This is a genomic window from Pseudomonadota bacterium (genome assembly GCA_037200975.1).
In the GTDB taxonomy this organism is placed as follows: Bacteria; Pseudomonadota; Gammaproteobacteria; order Steroidobacterales; family Steroidobacteraceae; genus CADEED01.
Genome location: JBBCGI010000001.1, coordinates 910,353 through 932,627 on the forward strand (window position 1 = coordinate 910,353; position 22,275 = coordinate 932,627).

Annotated in this window: 20 protein-coding genes, 1 tRNA gene, 1 pseudogene and 1 riboswitch; of the genes and pseudogenes, 7 read left to right on the forward strand and 15 right to left on the reverse strand. The window is 64.7% G+C overall.

Annotated features, from left to right (window positions below):
* Positions 1-2: 2 nt before the first annotated feature.
* Positions 3-245, reverse strand: coding sequence for a YkoF family thiamine/hydroxymethylpyrimidine-binding protein (locus tag WDO72_04045; GenBank protein MEJ0084825.1), 243 nt, complete (start codon positions 243-245; stop codon positions 3-5).
* A gap of 10 nt (positions 246-255) precedes the next feature.
* Positions 256-2,343, reverse strand: a complete 2,088-nt coding sequence (locus WDO72_04050) for a TonB-dependent receptor (protein MEJ0084826.1) — start codon at positions 2,341-2,343, stop codon at positions 256-258.
* Positions 2,331-2,446: riboswitch (TPP riboswitch) on the reverse strand. (Overlaps the previous gene by 13 nt.)
* Before the next feature lie 59 nt (positions 2,447-2,505).
* On the opposite strand from WDO72_04050, the gene WDO72_04055 reads away from it, so the two are divergent.
* Positions 2,506-3,408 carry a PhzF family phenazine biosynthesis isomerase gene (locus WDO72_04055; protein MEJ0084827.1) on the forward strand — a complete coding sequence of 301 codons (903 nt, stop codon included), beginning with the start codon at positions 2,506-2,508 and terminating at the stop codon, positions 3,406-3,408.
* Between the two features lie 100 nt (positions 3,409-3,508).
* Here WDO72_04055 and WDO72_04060 read toward each other — a convergent pair whose 3' ends face one another.
* The 3 genes from WDO72_04060 to phhA are packed head-to-tail and all read right to left on the reverse strand — an operon-like array spanning position 3,509 to position 6,911.
* Entirely contained in the window at positions 3,509-4,519 is a 1,011-nt protein-coding gene (locus WDO72_04060) for a hypothetical protein (protein MEJ0084828.1), read from the reverse strand.
* Positions 4,516-6,027, reverse strand: coding sequence for an ATP-binding cassette domain-containing protein (locus WDO72_04065; protein MEJ0084829.1), 1,512 nt, complete (start codon positions 6,025-6,027; stop codon positions 4,516-4,518). The genes WDO72_04060 and WDO72_04065 overlap by 4 nt, the downstream gene beginning before the upstream one ends.
* A gap of 17 nt (positions 6,028-6,044) precedes the next feature.
* Complete coding sequence (gene phhA, locus WDO72_04070; GenBank protein ID MEJ0084830.1) at positions 6,045-6,911, reverse strand: phenylalanine 4-monooxygenase; 867 nt, start codon at positions 6,909-6,911, stop codon at positions 6,045-6,047.
* Positions 6,912-7,025: 114 nt separating this feature from the next.
* Here phhA and WDO72_04075 point away from each other — a divergent pair, with 114 nt between their 5' ends.
* Positions 7,026-7,502, forward strand: coding sequence for an Lrp/AsnC family transcriptional regulator (locus tag WDO72_04075; protein MEJ0084831.1), 477 nt, complete (start codon positions 7,026-7,028; stop codon positions 7,500-7,502).
* Positions 7,503-7,518: 16 nt separating this feature from the next.
* Here the strand turns inward: WDO72_04075 and WDO72_04080 are convergent, their stop codons facing one another.
* The 4 genes from WDO72_04080 to WDO72_04095 form a co-directional block, all read right to left on the reverse strand.
* On the reverse strand, positions 7,519-9,075 hold the full coding sequence (locus WDO72_04080) for a DHA2 family efflux MFS transporter permease subunit (protein MEJ0084832.1): 1,557 nt from the start codon (positions 9,073-9,075) through the stop codon (positions 7,519-7,521).
* 10 nt (positions 9,076-9,085) lie between these two features.
* Positions 9,086-9,520 (reverse strand): universal stress protein, encoded by a 435-nt coding sequence (locus WDO72_04085; protein MEJ0084833.1) that lies wholly within the window; start codon positions 9,518-9,520, stop codon positions 9,086-9,088.
* Between the two features lie 10 nt (positions 9,521-9,530).
* Positions 9,531-10,574: an HlyD family secretion protein gene (locus WDO72_04090; GenBank protein ID MEJ0084834.1), complete on the reverse strand. Its 1,044-nt coding sequence runs from the start codon at positions 10,572-10,574 to the stop codon at positions 9,531-9,533.
* A gap of 289 nt (positions 10,575-10,863) precedes the next feature.
* Positions 10,864-10,940 (reverse strand) — tRNA-Arg (locus WDO72_04095).
* A 69-nt stretch (positions 10,941-11,009) separates the two neighbouring features.
* Between WDO72_04095 and WDO72_04100 the strand changes: the two genes are divergently transcribed.
* The gene (locus WDO72_04100) at positions 11,010-11,756 is read left to right on the forward strand and encodes a ribonuclease H family protein (protein ID MEJ0084835.1); all 747 of its coding nucleotides are present in this window, start codon (positions 11,010-11,012) and stop codon (positions 11,754-11,756) included.
* A 30-nt stretch (positions 11,757-11,786) separates the two neighbouring features.
* On the opposite strand, the gene WDO72_04105 is transcribed toward WDO72_04100, so the two are convergent.
* The 6 genes from WDO72_04105 to araD all read right to left on the reverse strand — a co-directional run bounded on the left by WDO72_04105 (position 11,787) and on the right by araD (position 19,243).
* The gene (locus WDO72_04105; protein ID MEJ0084836.1) at positions 11,787-12,566 is read right to left on the reverse strand and encodes a metal ABC transporter permease; all 780 of its coding nucleotides are present in this window, start codon (positions 12,564-12,566) and stop codon (positions 11,787-11,789) included.
* Positions 12,563-13,468, reverse strand: a complete 906-nt coding sequence (locus WDO72_04110) for a zinc ABC transporter substrate-binding protein (GenBank protein MEJ0084837.1) — start codon at positions 13,466-13,468, stop codon at positions 12,563-12,565. Before WDO72_04110 ends, WDO72_04105 begins: the two co-directional genes overlap by 4 nt.
* A gap of 9 nt (positions 13,469-13,477) precedes the next feature.
* A complete protein-coding gene (locus WDO72_04115; protein MEJ0084838.1) occupies positions 13,478-14,836 on the reverse strand; it encodes a hypothetical protein in 1,359 nt (452 codons plus the stop codon).
* 62 nt (positions 14,837-14,898) lie between these two features.
* Positions 14,899-16,938 (reverse strand): TonB-dependent receptor, encoded by a 2,040-nt coding sequence (locus tag WDO72_04120; protein MEJ0084839.1) that lies wholly within the window; start codon positions 16,936-16,938, stop codon positions 14,899-14,901.
* A 64-nt stretch (positions 16,939-17,002) separates the two neighbouring features.
* A complete protein-coding gene (locus WDO72_04125; protein MEJ0084840.1) occupies positions 17,003-17,236 on the reverse strand; it encodes a hypothetical protein in 234 nt (77 codons plus the stop codon).
* A gap of 282 nt (positions 17,237-17,518) precedes the next feature.
* Entirely contained in the window at positions 17,519-19,243 is a 1,725-nt protein-coding gene (gene araD, locus WDO72_04130; GenBank protein MEJ0084841.1) for an L-arabinonate dehydratase, read from the reverse strand.
* A 102-nt stretch (positions 19,244-19,345) separates the two neighbouring features.
* Here araD and WDO72_04135 point away from each other — a divergent pair, with 102 nt between their 5' ends.
* The 4 genes and pseudogenes from WDO72_04135 to WDO72_04150 all read left to right on the forward strand — a co-directional run bounded on the left by WDO72_04135 (position 19,346) and on the right by WDO72_04150 (position 22,271).
* Complete coding sequence (locus WDO72_04135; protein MEJ0084842.1) at positions 19,346-20,134, forward strand: SDR family oxidoreductase; 789 nt, start codon at positions 19,346-19,348, stop codon at positions 20,132-20,134.
* Between the two features lie 8 nt (positions 20,135-20,142).
* Positions 20,143-21,075: an ABC transporter substrate-binding protein gene (locus WDO72_04140; protein ID MEJ0084843.1), complete on the forward strand. Its 933-nt coding sequence runs from the start codon at positions 20,143-20,145 to the stop codon at positions 21,073-21,075.
* Positions 21,076-21,087: 12 nt separating this feature from the next.
* A pseudogene (locus WDO72_04145) lies at positions 21,088-21,255 on the forward strand (sugar ABC transporter permease YjfF).
* An 8-nt stretch (positions 21,256-21,263) separates the two neighbouring features.
* The gene (locus WDO72_04150) at positions 21,264-22,271 is read left to right on the forward strand and encodes an aldose epimerase family protein (protein ID MEJ0084844.1); all 1,008 of its coding nucleotides are present in this window, start codon (positions 21,264-21,266) and stop codon (positions 22,269-22,271) included.
* Positions 22,272-22,275 lie beyond the last annotated feature (4 nt).

The following is a 22,275-nucleotide window of genomic DNA, read 5'->3' on the forward strand; positions in this document are numbered from 1 at the left end:
TGTTAGCCGAGTGGCCCGAGAACCTTCATGACGAAAATGGACTTGCCGTCGCGCTCGAAAGTGGGGCGCAGCTCGCGAGTGAGCGCGTCCATGACTTCTTCGTAGCGACCAAAGACCTGGGTGCTCATGTCGTTGGTCAGGACCTTGAAGCGGCCATCGGCATTGAGGCGGTCGATGAATCCCTGGATTGGCGGAATGAAGTCACTACGCAAGGGATACAGGCTGATCTCGACCCCGATGTTCATTATTTCTCCGTCATCGAAATGTATACGCGACCGTCAATCCCGCGTGCCGCGGATCTCCCGCCTGCACGTAACGAGCCGCCATGAAATCCGGCGGCTCGAGACCGAAGCGGAAGCCACGCTGCGAATAGTACCTGTCGAATACGTTTCGCACCCAAACTTCCGCGCGCCAGTGATTCCCTGAGAAACCCGCCTTCAAATGCGTCAGCACTCGCGACGGCGCACGCTCATCGTGCGAAGCATCGAAGTAGAAGTCGTCGAGTCCGGCGAAATCGACGCGCGCGAAGAACCCGGTAGCACCTCGATACTCCACGCCGAGATCGAACTGGTACTGCGGCGCGTGCGCCTGCTCGCGTCCATCGAGATTGCGCTCACCAAATCTGTATCCCAGGTAGCGGGTTTCGAGCACCGCGCCGCGCAGGTCTAGCAAGAGTGCGGGCGCCAGCTGCCAGCGCAGCGTTCCCTCGACGCCGTAGTTCTCGCCGCGTGCCGCGTTGTCGATGTACAGCACAAAACTCAGGGGATCCCTTGGATCGAGTTGCTCGCCGGTCGGCACCTGCTGGTTCTGACGGCGCATATAGAAGAGTGCGACGTCGCCCGACAGGGATTGGTCGGCGTTCGCGGCGCGCATACCGAGCTCGAGGCTGTGCAGGAATTCGGACTCGAAGGTGCGCCGGTCCGCCGGCACATAGGTGCCGATGTTGAATCCGCCCGCCTTGTAGCCGCGAGCCAACGTCGCGTAGACGCTGCGCCGTTCGCCGAACGCATGGCGCAGGCTCACGGAGCCGCCGAACATGGTTTCATCGGGCGAGAAGGCCGCGCCATCGGAATCGTGATAGTCGGCGCTGCGGCGCTCGCCGCGCGCGCCTACCGACAACACGGTCGCGGCTCCCATGCGGAATTCCACTTCGCCATAGCCGGCGAGATTGGTCGCGTGATAGTCGCTCGTCATCACCGTGTCGCCGGCGAGGTCGAGGTCGCGATAGATGTCGTGTTGCCGGACGTCTTCGTCGGTGCGCAGAAGATAGGCGCCCGCGAGCCAGGACCAGGACGCGCCTTTGTCCACCGCCGCGCGGGACACGAGACGCAGATCCTGGCTCAGCGTGCTGCGCTTGCGGTCGAAACGCTGGAAATAATCGTAGGGCGTGTAGTCGCCCCAGCTGGCATCGTTGCCCCAGTCTCCGTCGAAGGAATACACGCTGCGCGACACACCCGCGGAGCTGCGGCTCACCACGTCGAAACTTTGTGCTCCGGTGTAGTCGAGGCGCACCGCGAGTGCGCGCGCGAGTTGGGTGTCCTGTCCCGGTTTGTCCGCCTGAGACACGCGCGAGTTGTCGACCGAGAATGCGTCATAGCCGTTGTCGAGATCGGCCCACATCGCGGTGACATCCGCGCGCAGCGTTTCGGTGGGTTGCGCGTGCAGCTTGAAGCGCGCGTTGCTCTCGTTGTACCCGTTGACGTCGTCGCGATGCAGAAACGTGTCGCGCCGGAAGCCGTCGCTGCGATAGTTGCCGGCCACCAGGCGCCACGCGGTCTCGCCGTCGCCGATCGGGCCCCCTAACACGCCGTTGGCGCCGCGCGTGCCGTAGTCGCCGAGCGTGAGATTCGCGTCGATCTCGGGCGTGCGCACGGGCGCGCGCGTGTTGACCGCGATGAGGCCGGCCAGCGCGTTGGCGCCATACGCGGTGCCCTGCGGGCCGCGCAGCACTTCGATGCGTTCGACATCGGAGAGAGTGGCCGGCATGCCGACACCGGAGAAATCGATGCCGTCGATGAGAAAACCCACCGAGGGATTGGGCGCGCCCTGCCACTGCTCGAGCTCACCGATGCCGCGCAGCTGGAAATAACGCGGCCGCGAAGTACCCGCGGACCAGTTGAGGTTGGGTACGAGACCGAGCACATCCTGGAAGTGCTGCACGCCCGCGACTTCGAGCGTGTGCGCGTCGAGCACCGTGGCACTGGCCGGCAGATCGCGCAACGCACGGTCGCGCAATTCGGCCGTGACGACGACTTCGTCGAGCGCGGTGTCTTCCGCCGCGTTCGACGCGATTGTGACAAATGTAATGGAAACGGCGCACGCAGCGCGCAACGAGATGTGCATTCCTATCCCTCCGCCGGTATTAACCGGATCAGGTTCTACGGGTTCGCGGACGATCCGCATCTCAGGCCGGTGCGTAATGCAGTGGCCACCCCAAGGCAGGTCGGATACTAGCGGAAATTCAGCTTGAGTGAAGTGGGTTTGCGGGTAAAATTCGCGCCCCTCATGACCCGCCGCATCCGAATTTTCCAGGTCGACGCATTCACCACGGATCGCTTCACGGGCAATCCCGCCGGTGTCGTGCTCGATGCCGATGCGCTCAACGACGCCGAGATGCTCGCGATCGCGCGCGAGCTCAACAACGCCGACACCGCGTTCGTGTTGAAGCCTGAAGCCGCGGATCATGATTTGCGCGTGCGTTTCTTCACGCCGCGCACCGAGGCGAGTTTCGTCGGCCATGCCACCGTTGCCACGCACTTCGTCCTGTCGCGCGACACGGTGACGCCGGGCCGGGTTCGGCAGCGCCAGAAGTCCGGGCTGGTCGATGTCGAAGTGCGCGGTGAAGGCGCCACGCGGCGTATCGCGGTGCGCCAGCCGGCACCGCCGCTCGGCCGCGAGCTCAACGATCGCGAAAGACTGGCGGTGCTCGACGCCCTCGCCCTATCTACCGGCGACATCGACACGCGTTGCCCGTTGCGCATCGTCGGCGGCGCGGGGACACGCCTGCTCATCGGCGTGCGCAGCACCGAGCAGCTGAAGCAGCTCAAGCCGGACTATTCGCGCCTGACCACGTTGTCGGCGCAGCTCGGTGCCGCGGGGTTCTTCGTGTTCACGCTGGCGCACGGCCTGCCCGGTTGCCTGACCGAATCGCGCATGTTCTGCCCGGCGCTCGGCATTCCCGAAGACCCGGTCAGCGGCAACGCGCACGGGTTGTTAGGTGCGTATCTCGCGGAGCAGGGTCTGCTGCAACACAGCGGTGCCACCGCGCAGTTCACCGGGGCCCAGGGGCATCACGTGCATCGCGCCGGCCGCGTGGACGTCGAGCTCGAGTTCCACGACGGCAAGCTCGATGGCGTGTGGATCGTCGGCCAGGCCGTGGAGATCTTCGAGACGTCGCTGACGTTGTAGGAGAGCGGTGCCGGGAAGGGGGTTCCGGGGTTCGCGGCGCGGACTTCCCACTTCAAGATGCTGTTCGTCGCGAACCCCGGAACTCCCTTCCCGGCACCGCTCAATGCGGCGCGAACTTGTTCGGGTCCACGCCCTCGCTCGCGGAGCGCGGCTGCCAACCCGCGCTGCCTCGGATGATACTGTCGGGAATCGTCGCCTCGTCCCAGCCGAGATCCGCGGGCGGCTCGCCGCCCACGCGCAAAATCGTCAGCCGTAGCGAGGGCACTATCCACAACCTCTGCTTGCCGGCCGATTCGAGCCGCGCCACATCCTGCGTATCGAATGTGCCATCCACACGCGTGAAGTAGCCGCGCGCGGAATCCTGGTGCGCAGGCTGGAGCATCTGGTGCACGAAACGCGGCGGCGTGAACTGATTTCCTTCGAACACGCCGTCGTTGGCCAGCAGTTCGCCCACGCGCATCCAGTCACCGAGCCTTGCGCGGATACAGCAGCCCGCCCCGGCCGCCTTCGGCCGCAGCGCACCACCACCGCCCGCGAACACCAGCTCGCCCGCCTCCATCGGCTTCCACAGGCGATCCGCGACCAGCGTCTGGTAAGGCTGGTTGCCGACCCGTTCCAGCACCAGCGCCAGCCGGTTCGCCGACGCAGCGGCGTCCAGGGACGTGTTGTCCTGCGCCAGCAGTTCGCGCAATGTCGTCGCGCCCAGCGGCGTGTTCGCGTCTTCGGGGATGTAGTTAGATGATGGTGCATCCAGACTCGCGATGAGCCGGTCGCTCATCATGGTGCCCGTGACGAGGGCCGCGAGCACGGGCGCGAACTCCGGCAAGTCCACCGGCGTTTCGAACGTAGTCCCGTCCCAGTATTTCTCGAACACGATGTGCCCGCCCTGGCCGATGATCAGCGCACGCGTATTGCGTGGCCCGGCGTATTGCACGGCCTCTTCGATCGCCAGCGGATCGATGCCCGCCTCCGCCGGCGACACCCTGGGTTGCGCCGGGCCGGGCGCGATCGCGACGACGATGGGCTCGATCCGCGCGGCACGACGCGGCATCCACAGCGCTGCGGCGATGGCCAGCGCCACGATCACGAACCCAACCGCAAAAGTCTTCATGTCTGCCACTCCTCCTGCAACGCGAAGCTCGTCACCGGACGTCCACCGGCAAGCTCCAGCACGTGCGTAGTATGCGCCGGCCATTCTTCGCGATGATGCGTCGCGATGACACAGCTGCCGCCGTCGGCTAACCACCGGTTCAGGCGGCGCGCGAGGTCCGCGCGCGTGGCGCGGTCGAGGCCGGCGAAGGGTTCGTCGAGCAGCGCGAGCGCGGGCTCACGCGCCCAGGCACGCGCGAACAACACGCGGCGCGCCTGCCCGTACGACATCTCCGCGAGCGTCCGATGCCGCAGCCCGTAGATGCCGAAACGCCGCAACGCCCGCTCCGCATGTTTGCGATCGCTGGCGGTAAGTTTTTCGTTCAAGCCAATACTCGCGTACCGCCCCGACGCGACGACTTCCAGGACCGGCATCTTCGGCTGGTGCCAGGTCTGCAGATGCGGCGCGACATAGGCCGTGCGCAGCTTGAATTTCTCGAGCGGCACGCCGGGGATGATCCCGTCGCGCTCGATGCTGCCACCGACCGCCACCGCGTGATCGCCATACAAGGTGCGCAGCAGCGTGGATTTTCCCGAGCCGTTGGCGCCGTGCACCACCCAGCAATCGCCCTTCGCGACCGTGAGATCGATGCCGGTAAGAATGTGTGCCTCGTCCACGTGCACGCTGGCGTTGTGCATCGCGACCAGCACCCGCCGGCTGCGACGTTTCGAACTGCGGGCGACACGTCCCACCTCGTGAAATGCACCGCTGTCCTGCTGCAGCAGCTCCCGGGCACGCGCGGGGCGCATCGCCCCGCTGCGGCGGACTTCGCCCTGCTCGAGCTCCAGCAGGTGCGTCATGTTGTCGGGCACATCGGGCCGGCGATGCGTGGCGAACACCCACGGCATCGACGAGCGCGAAGTACCTGACAACCATTTGAGGAAGCGCGCGTGATTGCGCGCATCGAGTCCGTTGGCGACCTCGTCGAGCAGCAGCAGCCGCGGGCGGCTCGCGAGCGCGCGCGCGATCAGCACCAGGCGCCGCTCCCCATAGGAGAGCGTGAGAAAACGCCGCTCCGCGAGCGCGGCAATATCGAGCTGCCGGAACAGCGCGCTGACACGGCGCTCCTCCGCTGGCGTCAGCGCGCGCATGGGGATGTCGGTGCGCTGCACGCCCGTCGCTACGACCTCACGTGCGCGGAAATTCCATTCGTAGTGTTCGTAGCGATCCTGGCGTTCGGCGCCGACGTAAGCGATTTCCTCGCCGACACCCGCGGGCGCGTCGAATGTTTCGCCGCGAAAATGGTAGCGCCGCAGCTGCCGCCCCGTGGGTTTTGGCCACACGGCGCCCGCGACGAGCTTGAGCAATTGCGTTTTGCCCGCGCCGTTGCCGCCGATCAGCAACCATCTTTGTCCGGGGCGGATGCTCCACGAAACATTGCGCAGCACCGGGCGTTCACCGCGATCGAGATCGATGCGGCGCAACGTGACGGACAGTGGGGATTGTGCAGCTCGCGCGCGGGTCGGCATCGGCGCGGAAGCTTACCTCACGAGGCGGCCGTCGAGGCGACCGGTTGATCGGTGGGCAGCCGCGCGTCGGGCGCGTACGCCGGAAGATCCGCCTGCGCGAACAACATTTCGAAATCGGCCGCGAGGACGCTGTCGAACAATTGTTCGATGTCGTCGAGCACGAAGTAGGTCTTCTGATAGGCATCGATCTGGTAATTCGTGCGCAGCACGCGTTGCAGATCGAAACCGATGCGCGCAGGTCCGGTTGCCTTCGTGGCATACACCGTCTCCCCGCTCGAAGACAACACGCCCGCGCCGTAGGCACGCAAGCCGCGAGACGTCGCGACGAGGCCGAACTCGACCGTGTACCAATAGAGCCGCGCGAGCATCTTCAACGCGGCGGGCGACTGCGCATGGGCACCGATGGCGCCGTACGCCTGGATGAAGTTCGCGAACACCGTGTGCGCCAGCATCGGCAGGTGTCCGAAGAAATCGTGGAACAGATCGGGTTCGACGAGGTAATCCAGCTCATCGCGGCGGCGCATCCAGACGGTGACCGGGAAACGGCGTTCGGCCAGGTGCGCGAAGAAATCGGCTTCCGGGATCAGGCCCGGCACACCGATCACCTCGAAACCGGTCAGACGCTGCAGCCGCTCACTGGCTTCCTCGAGCACCGGAATGCGGTGCGCATCGACGCCTAACAATCGCAGGCCCGCCATGAATTCGGGCGCCGCGTGTTCGCCCATGAGGCCCGACTGGCGCTCGAACAACGTGCGCCAGATGGCGTGTTCGTCGGCGGTATAACCGTCGTAGTTCTGTGCCAGACGGAAATCCGCGGCGGCGTGGGCGTAGTCGCCGCGCAGCTGCACGGCGGTCTGGGCGGGGGCAACGGGTAATCGAGCCATGCGGCATCTTCCTCCGCGCTTATTGCAGAAAAATGGCTTTTTACGTCGGCGCAAGCCTGAAAATGTGGCGTCTTCCACTAATTTATCTCATATTCGTGGTTAAATCCGCCACCAATGAAGCTGGACAAGACCGATCGGCGAATCCTCGACGTCCTGCAGCGCGATGGCCGCATCAGCGTGACGGATCTCGCCGAGCGCGTCGGGCTCTCGCCGACTCCCTGCGCGCGGCGCGTGCGGCAACTTGAGTCGTCCGGACTCATCCAGGGTTACGCCGCCATCGTCGACCCGAAGCGCGCGGGACAGACGATCCAGGCCATCGTGCAGATCAAACTGGAGCAGCACTCGGACGAGATCGTCGAGCGTTTCCGCCGCACGCTGATCGACCGGCCCGAAGTACTGGCCTGCTACACGATGACGGGCGAGATGGATTTCCTGCTGCACGTGATCGTGCGCGACATCGAAGCGCTTTCCGACTTCACCATGCGGCGGCTGCTGCGCGTGAGTGGCGTGCGCGACGTCACCTCGTCGATCGTGCTCGAAACGGTGAAACGTTCGCCGGTGATTCCGCTCGAAGAGCTCGCGCCCGACTGAACGGTTTCGGCAGGCTTCAATGATCCGCAGGCACCGGCGCGGGCCCCGCGCGCTGCGGGGTGCTCTTCTTCAGCAGGAACACCAGCGGCACCATCAATAGATAGCTCCAGGTGATGAGCTTGAACACGTCGAGCATCGCGCCCATCTGGGCCTGCCGCCCAAGCTCGAGCGCGACCACCGCCAACCCGCGCGGATCCGTGGCCGACATGTGCAGGCGCCGCATGTATTCCAGCAGCGCCTGCTGATACTGCGAGACGTGCCCGCCGAGCTCGTTCCAGATGATCTGCGACTGGTGGGCGAGCAAGGTGGTGACGACCGAGATGCCGATCGCGGCTCCCACGGTGCGCACCAGGCTGAACAAGCCCGCCGCCTCGGCCATGCGGCTCCGGTCGAGCGTCGCATAAGCGACGGTGGAGATCGGCACGAACACCAGGCCGAGACCGATGCCCTGCAGGAACGCCGGCCAGATGATGTTCATCTGCGTGACGTCGAGCGAGTAGTAAGTCATGCCGTACGAGCCGAAGGCGCCGAAGGCGAGCCCCGTGAGCACCAGCCAGCGCGCATCGACGCGGGACACGAGCCGGCCGACCACGACCATGGTGATCGCCGTCGCGATACCGCGCGGCGCCATCAGGATGCCGGTCGTGACGATGGGATAACCGAGCAGGCCTTCCAGCAGGATCGGCTGCAGCACCAGTCCGCCGAACATGCCGAGACCCATGCAGGCGATCACCAGCGAGGACATGCCGAAGTTACGGTCCTTGAATATCCGGATGTCGAAGATGGCCTCGGTGGGCCGGCGCAGACTGTGCGCGATGAATACGACGAGGCCGATCAATGCCAGCGCAGCGGCAAAGCGGATATCTGCCGATTGAAACCAGTCGCGTTGATTGCCGCGGTCGAATACGTACTGCAGGCCGGCGATGCCGAGCGCCATGAAACCGAATCCGTACCAGTCCATGCGCCGCGGCCGCTTCACGGAGTCCGGCACGAACTGCGAAGCCAGGAACAGCGACAGCAGCCCGACGGGTAGATTGATGTAAAACGTCCAGCGCCAGCTGCCGATGTCGGTGAGCCAGCCACCGAGCGTCGGGCCAGCGACGGGACCCACCATGACTCCCAGTCCCCAGATCGCCATCGCCTTGCCGCGTTCGTGCGGTGGATAGGCGTCGGCCATGATGGCCTGCGACAGCGGCACCAGCGCCGCGCCGAACACGCCCTGCAAGAGCCGGAAGAACACGATCTGCGCGAGGCTCTGCGAAATGCCACACAACGCGGAAGCGGCGACGAAACCGGCTATGCAGACCAGCAGGAAACGTTTGCGGCCCCAGACGTCGGTGAAATAACCGGTCAGCGGCATGAAGATCGCGGACGACACGAGATAACTCGTCAGCACCCAGCTGATCTGATCGGACGTCGCGCCGAGCTCGCCCTGCATGTGCGGCAGCGCGACGTTGACGATGGTGGTGTCGAGCACCTGGATCAGCGTCGCGGACATCACCGCGAAGGTGATCATCAGGCGGTTCCCGGCGGGCTGCACCGCGGATTCGCCGAAGGCGACGCCGGCACTCACGGGACAACGCTCAAGAAGGCTGATCCATCGCGACCAGGATGCTGCACGAGACTTTCTGCAGCAGCGTGTTTTCCTCTTCTTCGCTCCACCAGCGCGCCAGGCGGTTGCGGTACCGGTGGCCGACGACAATGAGGTCCGCGCCAATACGCTTCGCCACCTCGGGGATATGCACCATCGGGTTGCCGTAGACGAGTTGCCCATCGGCCGGGACGCCGTGGTCCTTCAACCACTGCACGCCTTCGGTCAGCAAGGCGTTGGCGGTGTCCTGCTCGCAGTGGACGAGCTCGGGTGTCACGCCTTCCGGCACCGCCGTCGACAACAGATTGCGGCAGATCGCCAGTAGATAGGCACGGGACTTCATGGCCACGGCCACTTCCGCGCCCTGGCGCAGCGCGCGGCGACCTTCCGCCGTGCCGTCGTAACAGAGCAGGATGTTCTGGTACATGCGGCCTCCCCTATTCCGGCGCCGCCACGCGCACCGTCGCCGTGGTGCCGATGCGTAGTGGATGTTCCGCATCCGGATTGAGCACGCGCACGCGCACCGGCACGCGCTGCGTGACCTTTACCCAGTTGCCGGTCGCGTTCTGCGCGGGCAACAGTGAAAATGCCTGGCCGCTGCCACCCGAAAGACTCTGTACCTCGCCCTTGAATTCATGGTCGCGGTACATGTCGACGATGATCGTCGCCTTCTGGCCGGGCTTCACGCGATTGAGTTCGGTCTCCTTGAAGTTCGCATCCACCCAGTATTCCGAATCGCCGATGACGGTGAAGATCGGCACGCCGCTCTGCACCATGCTGCCGGGGCGCAGCTCGAAGTTCGCGATCAACCCGCTGGCCGGCGCGAGCACCTTGGTGTGCGACAGATCGAGCTTGGCCTGCGCGAGTTTCGCGGCGGCGGAACGTACGGTCGCGTTGTTGGCGCCCGCCTTGCCGAGGCCGCTCAGCGCCTGCTCCAGATTCGCCTGCGCCGCGCTGACCGCGGCGGCGGCCGTGCGCGCTTCGGTTTCGACCGTCTCGGCGGATTGCTTTGAAATGAGCTTTTGTTCGGTCAGCTCCTTGCTGCGCCTTTCGTTCGACTGTGCGTTGGTCAGCTCCGCGGTACGCTGCGTCACCAGCGCGCGCGCCGCGGCCACGGCGGCCTTGTCCTGCGAGGAAGCCTGGTAGGCCAGATCAAGCTGCGCCTCGGCGGCATCCACCGCGAGTTGATAGGTCTGCGGATCGATCTCGAACAACACCTCACCTTGCTGGACCGCCTGCTGATCCTGCACGTGGATCGCCGTGACCGGTCCCGACACCTGCGCCGCCATCTCGATGCGGTTGGCGTTCACGTAGGAGTTGTCGGTGCTCACGTAGAGCTGCGACTGGTGCCAGAAGTAGATGGCCGCGGCGATGATGGCAAGAACCACCACGGCCGCGATGGACCATTTGATGAGTTTGGCCGGCGAGGCGCGATCCGGAACCACGGCTGTGGCCGCGACGGGAGTTGTTTGATCACTCATGAATATCGCCCTTGAAAATGGGTAGCCCGATTCTGCGGGTTCTGTGCGCTGACGCAATCGGAGGAACGCGGAATTTTGCCCAGACCGGCGGCACGCAGCCCACCTTGCGCTCAGGTCGACGCACTTGACGACAAAATCTGGCTGGTCAGCTTCATGACCTACGATTTAGGATTCTTCGACCATGAGACATGCCGCATCGAGAGCGCCGAAAATCCCTTCGTCGCTAAAGTGTCACCCATGTCTCCGGAATAATCCGTTACCCATGTAATCGGAATAGACCGTGGAGGAGTGGCGCGCCCGGACGGATTCGAACCGCCGACCACCTGGTTCGAAGCCAGGTGCTCTATCCAGCTGAGCTACGGGCGCGTGGGCTGGCATTGTAGCCGCACCGGTTCTCCTTGGCGCGGAGGGTTTTTATCGGCAGGATGCGCGCCGATGGCGAAGAAGTTCTATGTCGTATGGCGCGGTGTGAAGACCGGAATTTTCGAAGACTGGCCGACCACGCTCGCGTTGGTCGACGGTTTTCCCGGCGCGCAGTACAAATCATTTCCCACACGCCCGGAAGCCGAAAACGCATTTCGCGGCGGCGCCCCGGCGCGTATCACCTCGGCCGGCGCTGGCAAACCGCGTATCGTGCGAACCGATCATGCGGATGCCGTCGCGGCATTCGACACGGTCATCTTCTGCGACGGCGCCTGCGAACCGAATCCGGGCAAGGCCGGATCCGGCATGGCGGTCTACCGCGACGGCGCCTTGGCGAGCCTCTGGTATGGCTCTTACAACCCCGCCGGAACTAACAACACCGCGGAGCTCCACGCCCTGCTGCACGCGTTGACGTTCGCCAGTGATGAAATCGACGCGGGCCGGACCGTGCAGGTACGCAGCGATTCGTCCTATGGTCTCAACGCCGTGACCAAATGGGCCGCGGGCTGGAAGAAGCGCGGCTGGCGCAAGGCCGAAGGCGAGATCAAGAACCTCGAGCTCATCCAGCAGCTGTTTGCGCTCTATCAGGAGATCGAGAACACCGTGAAGCTTCAGCACGTGAGCGCACACGTCGGCATAGAAGGCAACGAGCTCGCCGATCGCATGGCGATGTTCGCGGTCGAGCAGCGGGAACTCGCCTGGCGCCAGTACGACGCACCGCTCGACATCGACAAACTACTGAAGATGCGCGCCGGCTGAAGCCGGCGCGCCCTCCTCATTCCGGCGCGCCTAGTGCAACGCGCGTGATGCCGCCGCCGTGTTGCGTCCGGTCAGGTGAACCAACAACCCCAGGATTCCCATCACCCACACGATCACCGGGCTCGACGGCAGATCCGTCACGAGCGACACGCCCAGCCCGACCACGTAACTGCCCACAGCCAGTCCATAACCGATGAGCAACTGGTGCTTCGGCGAGTGCCGGTAGGTCGCCACTGCCGGCACGATCAGACTGGTGAAGACCAGGTAGACGCCGACCAGCTGCACCGACGCGGTGACAACCAGGGCGAACAACACGTAGAAACCAACGCGGCCGATCTGGTCGCGCCACTTGAACCACACCAGCGCGAAGATGGCGGTCAGCACGGCCGTGCGGATCAGCTGGGAGTTGGACACCCACAGGATCTGCCCGGCCAGCAGGTCCTTGAGGTTTTCGCCGCCGTGCGGATCGTTGGCTAACAACAGTATCTGCGCGGTCGACGCGAGCACGAACAGGATGCCGATCAGCGCTTCCTGCACCTCCGGCCGCTTGCGTTCGGTCCAGGTCAGCAGCAACGCCCCGGCCAGTGCGGCGGCGACGGCGGCCAGCTGCGCGCCCCACCCCTCGATGGGCAGCTCGAAGCTGTTGGCGGCGATCACGCCGAGCCCCGCGACCTGTGCGATGGCCAGGTCGATGAACACGATGCCGCGCGACAACACCTGCTGGCCCAACGGTACATGCGAAACCGCAACGAGACAGCCGGCGATCAACGCCGGCAGGAGGATGCTGAGATCGGTGAGCAGGTCGTTCATTTGTTGGCCGCCAGCAATTTGTTCAGCGTGTCGTCGAAGAGACCAAACAAGTCCTTGGCTCCGGCGGATCCGCCCACCGAAAACGGCAGCACGACCGCGGGAGCATGCACACGCTCCGACAACCAGCCCGCCGCCTTCGGATCGTTGTATGCATTGAGCAGGATCATCTTCGGCGGCGCGCTCGTGAGCTTGCCGACCAGCTGCCCCAGATACGCCGCGGTCGGCGGCACGCCGGGCTTGGGCTCGATCGACGCCACCTCGGTCAGGCCTAACCAGTGACACAGGTACGCCTGGTCGCGATGCATGATCACCACCTGCGCGCCCTTGAGCGGCGCGGCCTCTGCTTCCCAGCGTTTGATCGCCTCGCTCCAGCGCGCGTCGAAATCTTTGCCACGCGCCGCGTAGAACGCCGCCTGCTCGGGCTCGAGCGCAGAGAGTTTCGCCGTGAGTCCATGCGCGATGGCGGCGATGTTGTGCGGATCGAGCTGCACGTGCGGATTGCCCTGCGGATGGATGTCTCCCATCGAGCGGTCCAGCTTCGCGGGCACTTCCAGCTTCTGCACGAACGACGCGGCTTCGAACGATCCGGCCGCGCCCGGCTGGATCTTCGAATTACCCGACTCCTGGATCAGCACCGGCAGCCAGCCCACCTCGAGCTCCGCCCCGGTGGCGACCACGAGATCGGCCGTGCGTGCGTGCGCGACCAGGCTGGGTTTCGCTTCCACGCGATGCACGTCCTGCATCGCGGTGGTGGCGACGTACACATTGACGCGTTCGCCGCCGAGCTCGGTCGCGAGCGCACCCCAGTCGGGCGTCGTCGCCAGAACCTTGAGCGCCGCCTGGGCCGGCAACACCGCACCGGCCATCAACAACATCGAAACGATCCGGATGAAATTTTTCATGGCAGCTTCCTAGTACTTGTGCGCGCCGTGCGCGCCGATGCCGTAGATGTATTGCAGGCGCAGGATGCGATCCCGCTCGCCGTCGTCGCGTGCGTTGTCCCAGTCGTACTGGGCGCGCAGGCGCGAGAACTCGCTCGGGTTCCAGTCGAGCATCACGGACAGCCGGTCCGGCTCGGCCGACAGCAGGCCATCCGGCGACAACGTGTAACGCGGCGTTCCCGCATCGAGCGAGTCGTAACGCGCACCCACTCTCCAGCGCGGCGCGAATTGATAGACGCTCTGCAGGTACCAGCCCGATTCGCTGTTGCGGAAATCGTCGGCGAGCACGATTCCCTCGACATCGGCGATGGCGCCACTCTCGCGCCGGCGCATGTATTCGCCCTGCACCTTGAGCTGGCGCCGCGGCGACGGCGCCCACTTGAGAACGCCATCGACAACCCAGGTGCGCGCGTCGCCCGTGAACAGATCGAACAAGGGCTCACCCGCGGCATCGAGGATGCCGCCTTCGCGATCCTCGGCCTTCTGCGTCAGATAAGAACCACCGAGGCGCCAGCTCGTGTAGTCGCCGACATCGCCGCCGAGATGGGCAAACAACGTCGCGCCGTTCACGCCGTTGCGCGCGCGGCGCGTCGCGGGGTAACCGTCGCCGTTGCCGGTCTCGGCACCGAATTCGAGGAACAGGTCGGTCGGCGCGAGCCATTTCACCTGCACGCCGTTCTGCTGGAACTGCCCGCCAAACAAGGCTTGATAGACGAGCGGCTGGTCGACGAAATCCCACGCGTGCGCGTGCACTTCGTTGAGATAACCGAAGCCCGAGAAAAAGCGCCCCAGCTTCGCGGTGAAACCATCGGGCAGCGCCGTCGTGCGCACGAACGCTTCTTCGACTTCGATCTCATCCTCCCCGGTTATTGCCGCGGTCAATACGCCGGAGAAATACGGGTCGATGCTGGCGCTGAACGTCAGCTCGGATTCGCCGAGATTGAAACTGCGCTCGCCCGGACCGACTTCACCTCCGTTCGGCGGAAAGCCGGCGATGTTCCAGTCGCCAGGATCGCGCGACGTATTCGTGTAACTGCCGCCGAGAATCAGCGAGATCGCCGGGTTGAAAGCGGATGCCCCGCCTCCGGGCGCCGCGGCCGGCACGGCTTCCGGCGCGGGCGGCATCGCATCGGCAACCTTTGCTGCGGGCGGAGCCACTTCCAACTGCACGATGCGAGCTTCGAGTGCGTCGACGCGTGCGTGGTAGTCGTTTTTCAGTGCCTGCAGTTCCGCGCGCAGCGCCGTCACCTCGTCGGCCGGCGGCGCGGCCATTGCGTACAGAGGCAGTGCCGCGGCGAGCACCACAAAGGCATACTTCAAATTCATCATCATTTTCTCCTTGGGTGGAAGAAAATGCCAGCGCGCCGCCGCCGGCATTTCCCGCCGGGTCGCTACAGACTCGCCCGCACCAGCAGACGAACCTCGCGGCCCGGCAAAATCACGTCATCTTTGTTGAGCGCGACTGCATTGCGCTGCGTCCGGTCGGTGAGGTTGCGGCCGACCAATGCGATTTCGAACTCCGGGTTGTTGGCCATGGGCCGCCACGACGCCTGCGCATCGAGCGAAACGAAACCCGCCGTCGGTGTCTCGGCAAATGCCACGTCGTCCTGACGGCCGGTGTACTTGAGCAGGAATCCGCCGTCGACCGCGCGGCCATCCCAGCTCAACCCGGCGCCGACGTGGTACGGCGAGATGCGCGGCACATTGCCACCGTCATCCAGCCGCGCGCGCACGTAGTCCGCGAGCGTGATGGCGTTCAACGTGCCGCCCGCGTTCTCCAGCAAGTCGAAGGTGACCTTGGCCTCGGCCCCCCAGAACTTTGCGCCGGCCTGTTCGTAGTTGAGCTCCTTGAGCTCCTCGTCGTCGCCGAATTCGCAATTGCCGTCTTCGTCGCAGGTACGTCCGGTGAGACTGCCGATGATGTAGTTGTCGAACTTCGTGCCCCACAACGCACCCTCGAAGCGCGTCTTGTCCGAGTCGTACCGCAGCGTGCCCTCGATCGCATTGGCGCGTTCGATGTCGAGCATTGCGTTGCCGGTTTCGAAGGTCGCAGGGCCGTCATGCGGACCGCGCGCGAACAGCTCGGTCTGTGCCGGCGCCCGCGCCGCGCTCGACAGCGTGAGCCCGAGGCGCAGCGCATCGGTCGCATTGAACAGCAGGCCCGCCGATGCGCTGAGCGGCGTGAATTCGCGCGCCGTGCCAACGTCCGTCACCGGCGTACCTTCGATCTTCACGGACTCCACGCGTGCGCCGCTGTGTAAATGCAGGCGCGGCGACAGCGGCGCGTCCGTGAACACGAAGGCCGCCACCGTTTTCGTGGTGGTCGGCAGTAGATAGTTGGCGCCCTCGCCCAGCGCCGAGAAATCGCGGCTCTGGACCTGCGCACCGATCGCCGCGGCGGAAAACGGCCCGACGGCGCCGAACAGGGCTTCGGCCCGCCCGTCGTATTCATCGTCCTTGAACGTCGCCAGCGCCTCGCCGGTCGCCGGGTCGCGTTCGCTGTGCTCGTAGTCGGCGTGACCGCCCTCCACCGTCAGCGTCTGCCAGGCGCCGATCTGCGTCGCAAATGACGAACGCAGCAGTTCCTTCGTCTGCTGCATGTCGATGAACGTGTCTTCGCCGGGTATCCCGTACTTCGAGTCGTAGTGGATCACCGCCGCACCGATCCGGTTCTGGTCGAACAGGTAGGAGCCGCCGAGTGAATAACCATCGCCGCGGAAGTACGAATTGGACATCGTGCCGCCGGGGATGTCGTAGTCGCCCATGTCGCGCTTGAAGCCATCCGCATGAATCGCGAATTGCCCGAGGCGGGCGTCGACGAGTGCCGATCCCTGGCGCGTATCCGCGTTGGTACCGTACATGCCGGTGAACTCCGCGTTGAACGCGTCGTCGGGCAGCCGCGTGGGGACGCGGTTGTTGATCGCATTGATGACACCGCCGATCGCCTGGCTGCCGTATCGCAGCGTGGCCGCGCCGCGCACCACCTCGATCCGTTGCGCCGACAAAGGATCGATCGGCACGCCGTGGTCCGGGCCGACGTCGGAGACGTCGAAACTGCCGATGCCATCCTCGAGCGTGCGCACGCGGTTGGCATCGAAGCCGCGAATGACCGGCCGGCTGGCACCCGCCGCGAAACTGCTGCCGGTTACGCCCGGTATATTCGCCAGTGCGTCGGCGATATTGGCGCCGCCGGACTTCAGGATTTCCTCTCTATCTACACTGTCGACGATCGTGGCGAGCTTGTCCTCCGGCGTGATCGGGGACGCGCTCACGACGATGGTTTCGATGGGCGAATTGCGTTCGTCGGCAAACACGACGCCGGAAAAAGCCGTCGACAGCAGCCACGCGGACGTGATGCCGGTGGATGCCTTCTTCACGGGCAAAGGAAGTCTGAATCGCGGGGATGGCCGCGCGGGGCCTGAAATCTTCATGGTCTACTCCTCTGGAAACAACAAACACGCGGGCGCGAAGCGCCGGCGCGGAATCACTTGTTTTTCAGAGGAAGCGGGGTGGTGCGCGCGAGCGATAGGCCGCAAAGGCGCGGCGCGGAGCGAAGGCGGGTACGGCCGATTCGACGGCGCGGTCGGGAGTATCGGCAACGAAGATGATGGCAGTGGAGCCACCACCCACCATGCTTTGCAGGGGAGCGAAGGAAAGACATTCGCCGCACAGCTGGCTCGCGGTCGGTGGCGCGTGCGGATCGATGCGCAGGTGCGTACTGGCGTGCACCACCATCCCGAGCTGGGCGAACAGGAACGCCAGCGACAGGAAATGGGTGAACCAGCGGCGATTGCGTCGAGTCAGAAATGCCTCCGCGGGCGAGTATCTCCGCAGGTTCTCAAATCGACAAGCGCGACCGGTCGAAAGTTGCAGCGACTTAATTGAATGGTTTCATGTTGGTGCGGGGCGAGGCTCGTGGGAATCAACCCGCCCGGTTTGCGTGCAGCGTTATGTTTGGGTTGTGCGAGTTCCCATGAGTCCCGCGTCGCGCCATCTGCCCGGCACCCACTGCTAGTGCGAATCGCGCGTGACCGTGGTGCCGCTGCCGCCGACCAGGAAGTCGAGATCTGCGCCCTTGTCGGCCTGCTGCACGTGTTCGACATACAACTTGTAGTAACCGCGCTTCGGCGGCTCGGGCGCGACCCACGCGGCGCGCCGCTTCGCCAGCTCCGCGTCATCCACGTCCAGATGCAGCCGGCGAGCCGCCACGTCGAGCTCGATGATGTCGCCGGTCCTAACTAGTGCCAGCGGCCCGCCGGCCGCGGCTTCGGGCGCGACGTGCAACACCACCGTGCCATACGCCGTGCCGCTCATGCGCGCGTCGGAAATGCGCACCATGTCGGTGATGCCCTTGCGCAGCACCTTGGGCGGCAACGCCATGTTGCCGACCTCTGCCATGCCGGGGTAACCCTTCGGCCCGCAACCCTTGAGCACCATGATCGAGTTCTCGTCGATGTCGAGACTTTCGTCGTCGATCCTGGTTCTGAAATCCTCGATCGTCTCGAACACCACTGCGGGTCCGCGATGCTTTAGTAGTTTGGGCGTGGCGGCGGAAGGTTTTATCACCGCGCCGTCTGGCGCGAGATTGCCGCGCAGGATCGCGATGCCCGCGTTCGGCTTGAACGGATCGCCATACGGCTTGATCACCTCGCGGTTCCAGCACGGCGCGCCCGCGATGTTCTCGCCCATCGTCTTGCCGTTCGCGGTCATGGCGTCCTGGTTGAGCACGCCCTCGAGCTCCTTCATTACCGCCGGCAATCCGCCCGCGTAATAGAAGTCCTCCATCAGGAACTCGCCCGACGGTTGCAGATTCACCAGGCACGGCAGCTGCGAACCAAGCCTGTCCCAGTCCTCGAGCTCGAGTTTCACACCGAGCCGGCCGGCGATCGCCAGCAGGTGCACCACCGAATTGGTCGAGCCGCCGATCGCGGCGGTTGCCTTGATCGCGTTCTCGAAAGCCTTGCGCGTCAGGATTTTCGACAGCACCAGCTCTTCGCGCACCATCTCCACGATGCGGCGGCCGCTCAATTGCGCGAGCCGGTAACGCCGCGAATCGACCGCCGGAATCGCGGCATTGCCGGGTAGTGAGACGCCGAGCGCCTCGACCATGCTGGCCATCGTCGACGCCGTGCCCATCGTCATGCAGTGACCTTTCGAACGGTTCATGCAGGATTCGGCGGCGGTGAATTCCTCCTGCGACATCTTTCCGCCGCGCATGTCTTCCGACATCTGCCACACGCCCGTGCCGGAACCGATCTGCTTGCCGCGGAACCGGCCTGACAACATCGGCCCGCCGGAAACCCCGATGGTGGGAAGGTCGCAGCTCGCCGCGCCCATCAATAGAGAAGGAGTGGTCTTGTCGCAGCCCATCAGCAACACGACGCCATCCAGCGGATTGCCGCGAATGGATTCTTCGACGTCCATGCTGGCGAGATTGCGGAACAACATCGCGGTGGGCTTCAACTGCGTCTCGCCCAGCGACATCACGGGAAATTCGAGCGGGAATCCGCCGGCTTCATAGACGCCGCGCTTCACGAACTCCGCGAGCTCGCGAAAATGTCCGTTGCAGGGATTGAGCTCGCTCCAGGTATTGCAGATGCCGATCACCGGCCGGCCATCGAACAGATCGTCCGGATAGCCCTGGTTCTTGAGCCAGCTGCGGTGAATGAAACCGTCCTTGTCCTGCTTGCCGAACCAGTCCTGGCTGCGCAGCCGACGTTTCACTTTCGAATCCATCGCCCCGCCTTTTTTCTGCCGCTCCGCACCTTCGCACAAGCTACACCGGAATATCTATACTCCAGCGCCTTATCTGGTCCTGCTACCTTCACGAGGCTTCGCATGCCCGCCGATCGACGCGACTCTTCCACTGCTGCCAGCTATCCCAGCCTTCGCGGCCGCAGCGTTTTCATCACCGGAGGCGGCTCGGGTATCGGCGGCTGTCTGACCGAATCGTTTGCGCGACAGGGAGCGCGGGTTGCCTTCGTCGATTACGCCGAAGCGCCCTCACAAGCCCTGGTACAAAAGATCGAAACCGCGGGCCTGCCCCGCCCGTGGTATCGCAAGGTGGACGTCACCGATATCGGTTCGTTGCAAAACGCGATCCGTGAAGCGGCCCAAGCCGTGGGCGACTTCCACGTTCTCATCAACAACGTGGCGAACGACGACCGTCATTCGCTCATGGACGTCACTCCCGCTTATTACGACGCACGCATAGCCGTGAATCAGCGTCCCGCGTTCTTCGCCATCCAGGCCGTCGTGCCCGGCATGAAGAAACTGGGCGGCGGCTCGATCATCAACTTCGGCTCCAACTCCTACGGCGCGAAGGGCCGCAACATGCCGGTGTACACGACGGCGAAATCGTCGGTGATCGGGCTCACGCGCGGCCTCGCCGCGGAGCTCGGCGAACACCGCATACGCGTCAATGTGATCACGCCGGGCTGGATCATGACCGAGCGGCAGATCGAAAAATGGCTGAACCCCGAGGGCGAGCTCGAGATCAAACGCAACCAGGTGCTGCCCGACAAGGTGCTACCGGAGGATGTCACGGCGATGGCGCTGTTCCTCGCCTCCGACGATGCGCGCGCGTGTTCGGCGCAGGAGTACATCGTCGACGCGGGCTGGTTGTGAGACCGGCCCTGCTCTTCCTGGCTGGCGTGTTGCTCACGGCCTGCGCACGCGAGAAGCAAGACGAACGCATCGTCCTCGGCTTCAGCCAGATCGGCGCCGAAAGCGAATGGCGCAGGGTGAACACGGAGTCGATCAGATCCGCGGCCGCCACCAGCAACATCGACCTGCATTTTTCCGACGCGCGGCAGCAGCAGGAAAACCAGCTCGCGGCATTGCGAACCTTCATCGCCGAGAAGGTGGACGTGATCGCGTTCTCGCCGGTGGTCGAAACCGGCTGGGACACCGTGTTGCGGGAAGCGAAGGCCGCGAACATTCCGGTGATCGTCACCGATCGCGCAGTAGCCTCCGACTCCTCTCTCTATGTCGGATTCATCGGCTCGGACTTCGTCGAGCAAGGCCGCAAGGCCGGGCGCTGGGTCGTCGAAAAATTCAAGGACGCCAGAGGCGACGTGAACATCGTCGAGCTGCAGGGCACGGCCGGATCCGCGCCGGCGAACGATCGCCAGAAGGGTTTCGAGGAAATCATCGCCGCGAACCCGCAGCTGAAGATCATCCGTTCGCTGCGCGGGGACTTCACGCGGGACGGGGGCAAGGAAGTGATGGCCGCCTTCCTCGAGGCGGAACAGAAGCCTATCCACTTGCTGTTCGCGCACAACGACGACATGGCCCTCGGCGCGATCCAGGCACTCGAAGCGGCCGGCAAACACCCGGGTAGCGAGATCGTGATCGTGTCGATCGATGCGGTGAAAGGCGCATTCGAGGCGATGATCGCCGGCAAGCTGAACGCGACGATCGAGTGCAACCCATTGCTGGGGCCGCAGCTGATGACTTCGGTCACCGAAGTAGTCGCCGGGCGGGCGATCCCCAAGAGGAGCGTCCTCGACGACCAGGTTTTCACCATGGAAACGGCGAGGCAGGCCCTTCCGTCGCGCAAGTATTGAAGCGTGCGCAACGTGGCGGGAACGTTGTTCGGCGTGCTGATTCTCGGCATCATCCAGACCCTCATCGCGTTTGTCGGGAGTCAGAGCTCATGGTGGACCAGGAACGTCGTCGGAGCTTTGCTCTTGCCCTGCTGCCAGTCGCAGCGGCTTTTCGCGGGGCGTACGCGCAGGAAGGCATGAAGGGCGGCATGGTCCGCAATTTCGGCCGGCTGCCCGACGGCAATGAAGTCGATGTCTATAGCCTGGGCTCGGAACAGGGTCTGCAGGCCGAAATCCTCACCTTGGGTGGCACGCTGCGCGGCCTGTCGTTGCCCGTGAAAGGCAAACGTATTCCGCTGGTGTTGTCGCTGCCCGACCTGCCGGCCTACCTCAAGGACACTTCTTATCTGGGCCAGCTGGTCGGCCGCTACGGCAATCGCATCGCCGGCGCCGCGTTCGAGCTGGACGGAGAAAAATACAAACTGACCGCCAACAACGGTCCCAACACACTGCACGGCGGCGATGTCGGTTTCGGCAAGTACCTGTGGAAAGTGCTCGGCAGTGGCGGCGGCCGCAACAGCTACGTCAAGCTCGGACATCACTCGCCGGCCGGCAGCAACGGTTTCCCCGGCAATCTCGACGTCACCGCGCTCATCAGCATCTACGACAACACACTGACGCTGGCCTACGAAGCGACCGCCGACGCGCCGACGCCGATCAACTTCACCTGGCATCCCTACTTCAACATCTCGGGCGACCCGCAGCGTCCGATCGACGAGCAGCGCCTCATGCTGACCGCCAGCCACTATCTACCCATCAACGAGGCGCGCGTCCCGACCGGCGAAATCGCGCCGGTGGCGGGCACCCCGTTCGACTTCCGGCGCGCGAAGACCGTGCGCGTCCCGCCGCCCGCCGCGCATCCGCAGATCGCGCTGACCGGCGGCTTCGACCATTGCTGGGTGCTCGACAAGGATGCGCGCGTGGCCGCCGATCTGTATTCACCCGCCAGCGGCGTACGCATGATGGTGCGCACCAACCTGCCCGGCGTGCAGGTGTATGGCGCCTACCACCTCACCACCGCCTATCCGGGGTTACACGCGATCTGCATCGAGCCCGAGAATTTCCCGGACGCGCCGAATCACGCGAACTTCCCGAACAGCATCCTGCGGCCCGGCGAGACGCACCGCTCGTTCATGAGCTTCACGTTCAAGGCGTGAGCGG

Excerpts from the sequence above, each read along its gene's own strand:
- WDO72_04045 (MEJ0084825.1), bottom strand. The coding sequence starts at position 245 with ATGAACATCGGGGTCGAGATCAGCCTGTATCCCTTGCGTAGTGACTTC.
- WDO72_04050 (MEJ0084826.1), bottom strand. The coding sequence starts at position 2,343 with ATGCACATCTCGTTGCGCGCTGCGTGCGCCGTTTCCATTACATTTGTC.
- WDO72_04055 (MEJ0084827.1), top strand. The coding sequence starts at position 2,506 with ATGACCCGCCGCATCCGAATTTTCCAGGTCGACGCATTCACCACGGAT.
- WDO72_04060 (MEJ0084828.1), bottom strand. The coding sequence starts at position 4,519 with ATGAAGACTTTTGCGGTTGGGTTCGTGATCGTGGCGCTGGCCATCGCC.
- WDO72_04065 (MEJ0084829.1), bottom strand. The coding sequence starts at position 6,027 with ATGCCGACCCGCGCGCGAGCTGCACAATCCCCACTGTCCGTCACGTTG.
- phhA (MEJ0084830.1), bottom strand. The coding sequence starts at position 6,911 with ATGGCTCGATTACCCGTTGCCCCCGCCCAGACCGCCGTGCAGCTGCGC.
- WDO72_04075 (MEJ0084831.1), top strand. The coding sequence starts at position 7,026 with ATGAAGCTGGACAAGACCGATCGGCGAATCCTCGACGTCCTGCAGCGC.
- WDO72_04085 (MEJ0084833.1), bottom strand. The coding sequence starts at position 9,520 with ATGTACCAGAACATCCTGCTCTGTTACGACGGCACGGCGGAAGGTCGC.
- WDO72_04090 (MEJ0084834.1), bottom strand. The coding sequence starts at position 10,574 with ATGAGTGATCAAACAACTCCCGTCGCGGCCACAGCCGTGGTTCCGGAT.
- WDO72_04100 (MEJ0084835.1), top strand. The coding sequence starts at position 11,010 with ATGGCGAAGAAGTTCTATGTCGTATGGCGCGGTGTGAAGACCGGAATT.
- WDO72_04105 (MEJ0084836.1), bottom strand. The coding sequence starts at position 12,566 with ATGAACGACCTGCTCACCGATCTCAGCATCCTCCTGCCGGCGTTGATC.
- WDO72_04110 (MEJ0084837.1), bottom strand. The coding sequence starts at position 13,468 with ATGAAAAATTTCATCCGGATCGTTTCGATGTTGTTGATGGCCGGTGCG.
- WDO72_04115 (MEJ0084838.1), bottom strand. The coding sequence starts at position 14,836 with ATGATGAATTTGAAGTATGCCTTTGTGGTGCTCGCCGCGGCACTGCCT.
- WDO72_04120 (MEJ0084839.1), bottom strand. The coding sequence starts at position 16,938 with ATGAAGATTTCAGGCCCCGCGCGGCCATCCCCGCGATTCAGACTTCCT.
- araD (MEJ0084841.1), bottom strand. The coding sequence starts at position 19,243 with ATGGATTCGAAAGTGAAACGTCGGCTGCGCAGCCAGGACTGGTTCGGC.
- WDO72_04135 (MEJ0084842.1), top strand. The coding sequence starts at position 19,346 with ATGCCCGCCGATCGACGCGACTCTTCCACTGCTGCCAGCTATCCCAGC.
- WDO72_04150 (MEJ0084844.1), top strand. The coding sequence starts at position 21,264 with ATGGTCCGCAATTTCGGCCGGCTGCCCGACGGCAATGAAGTCGATGTC.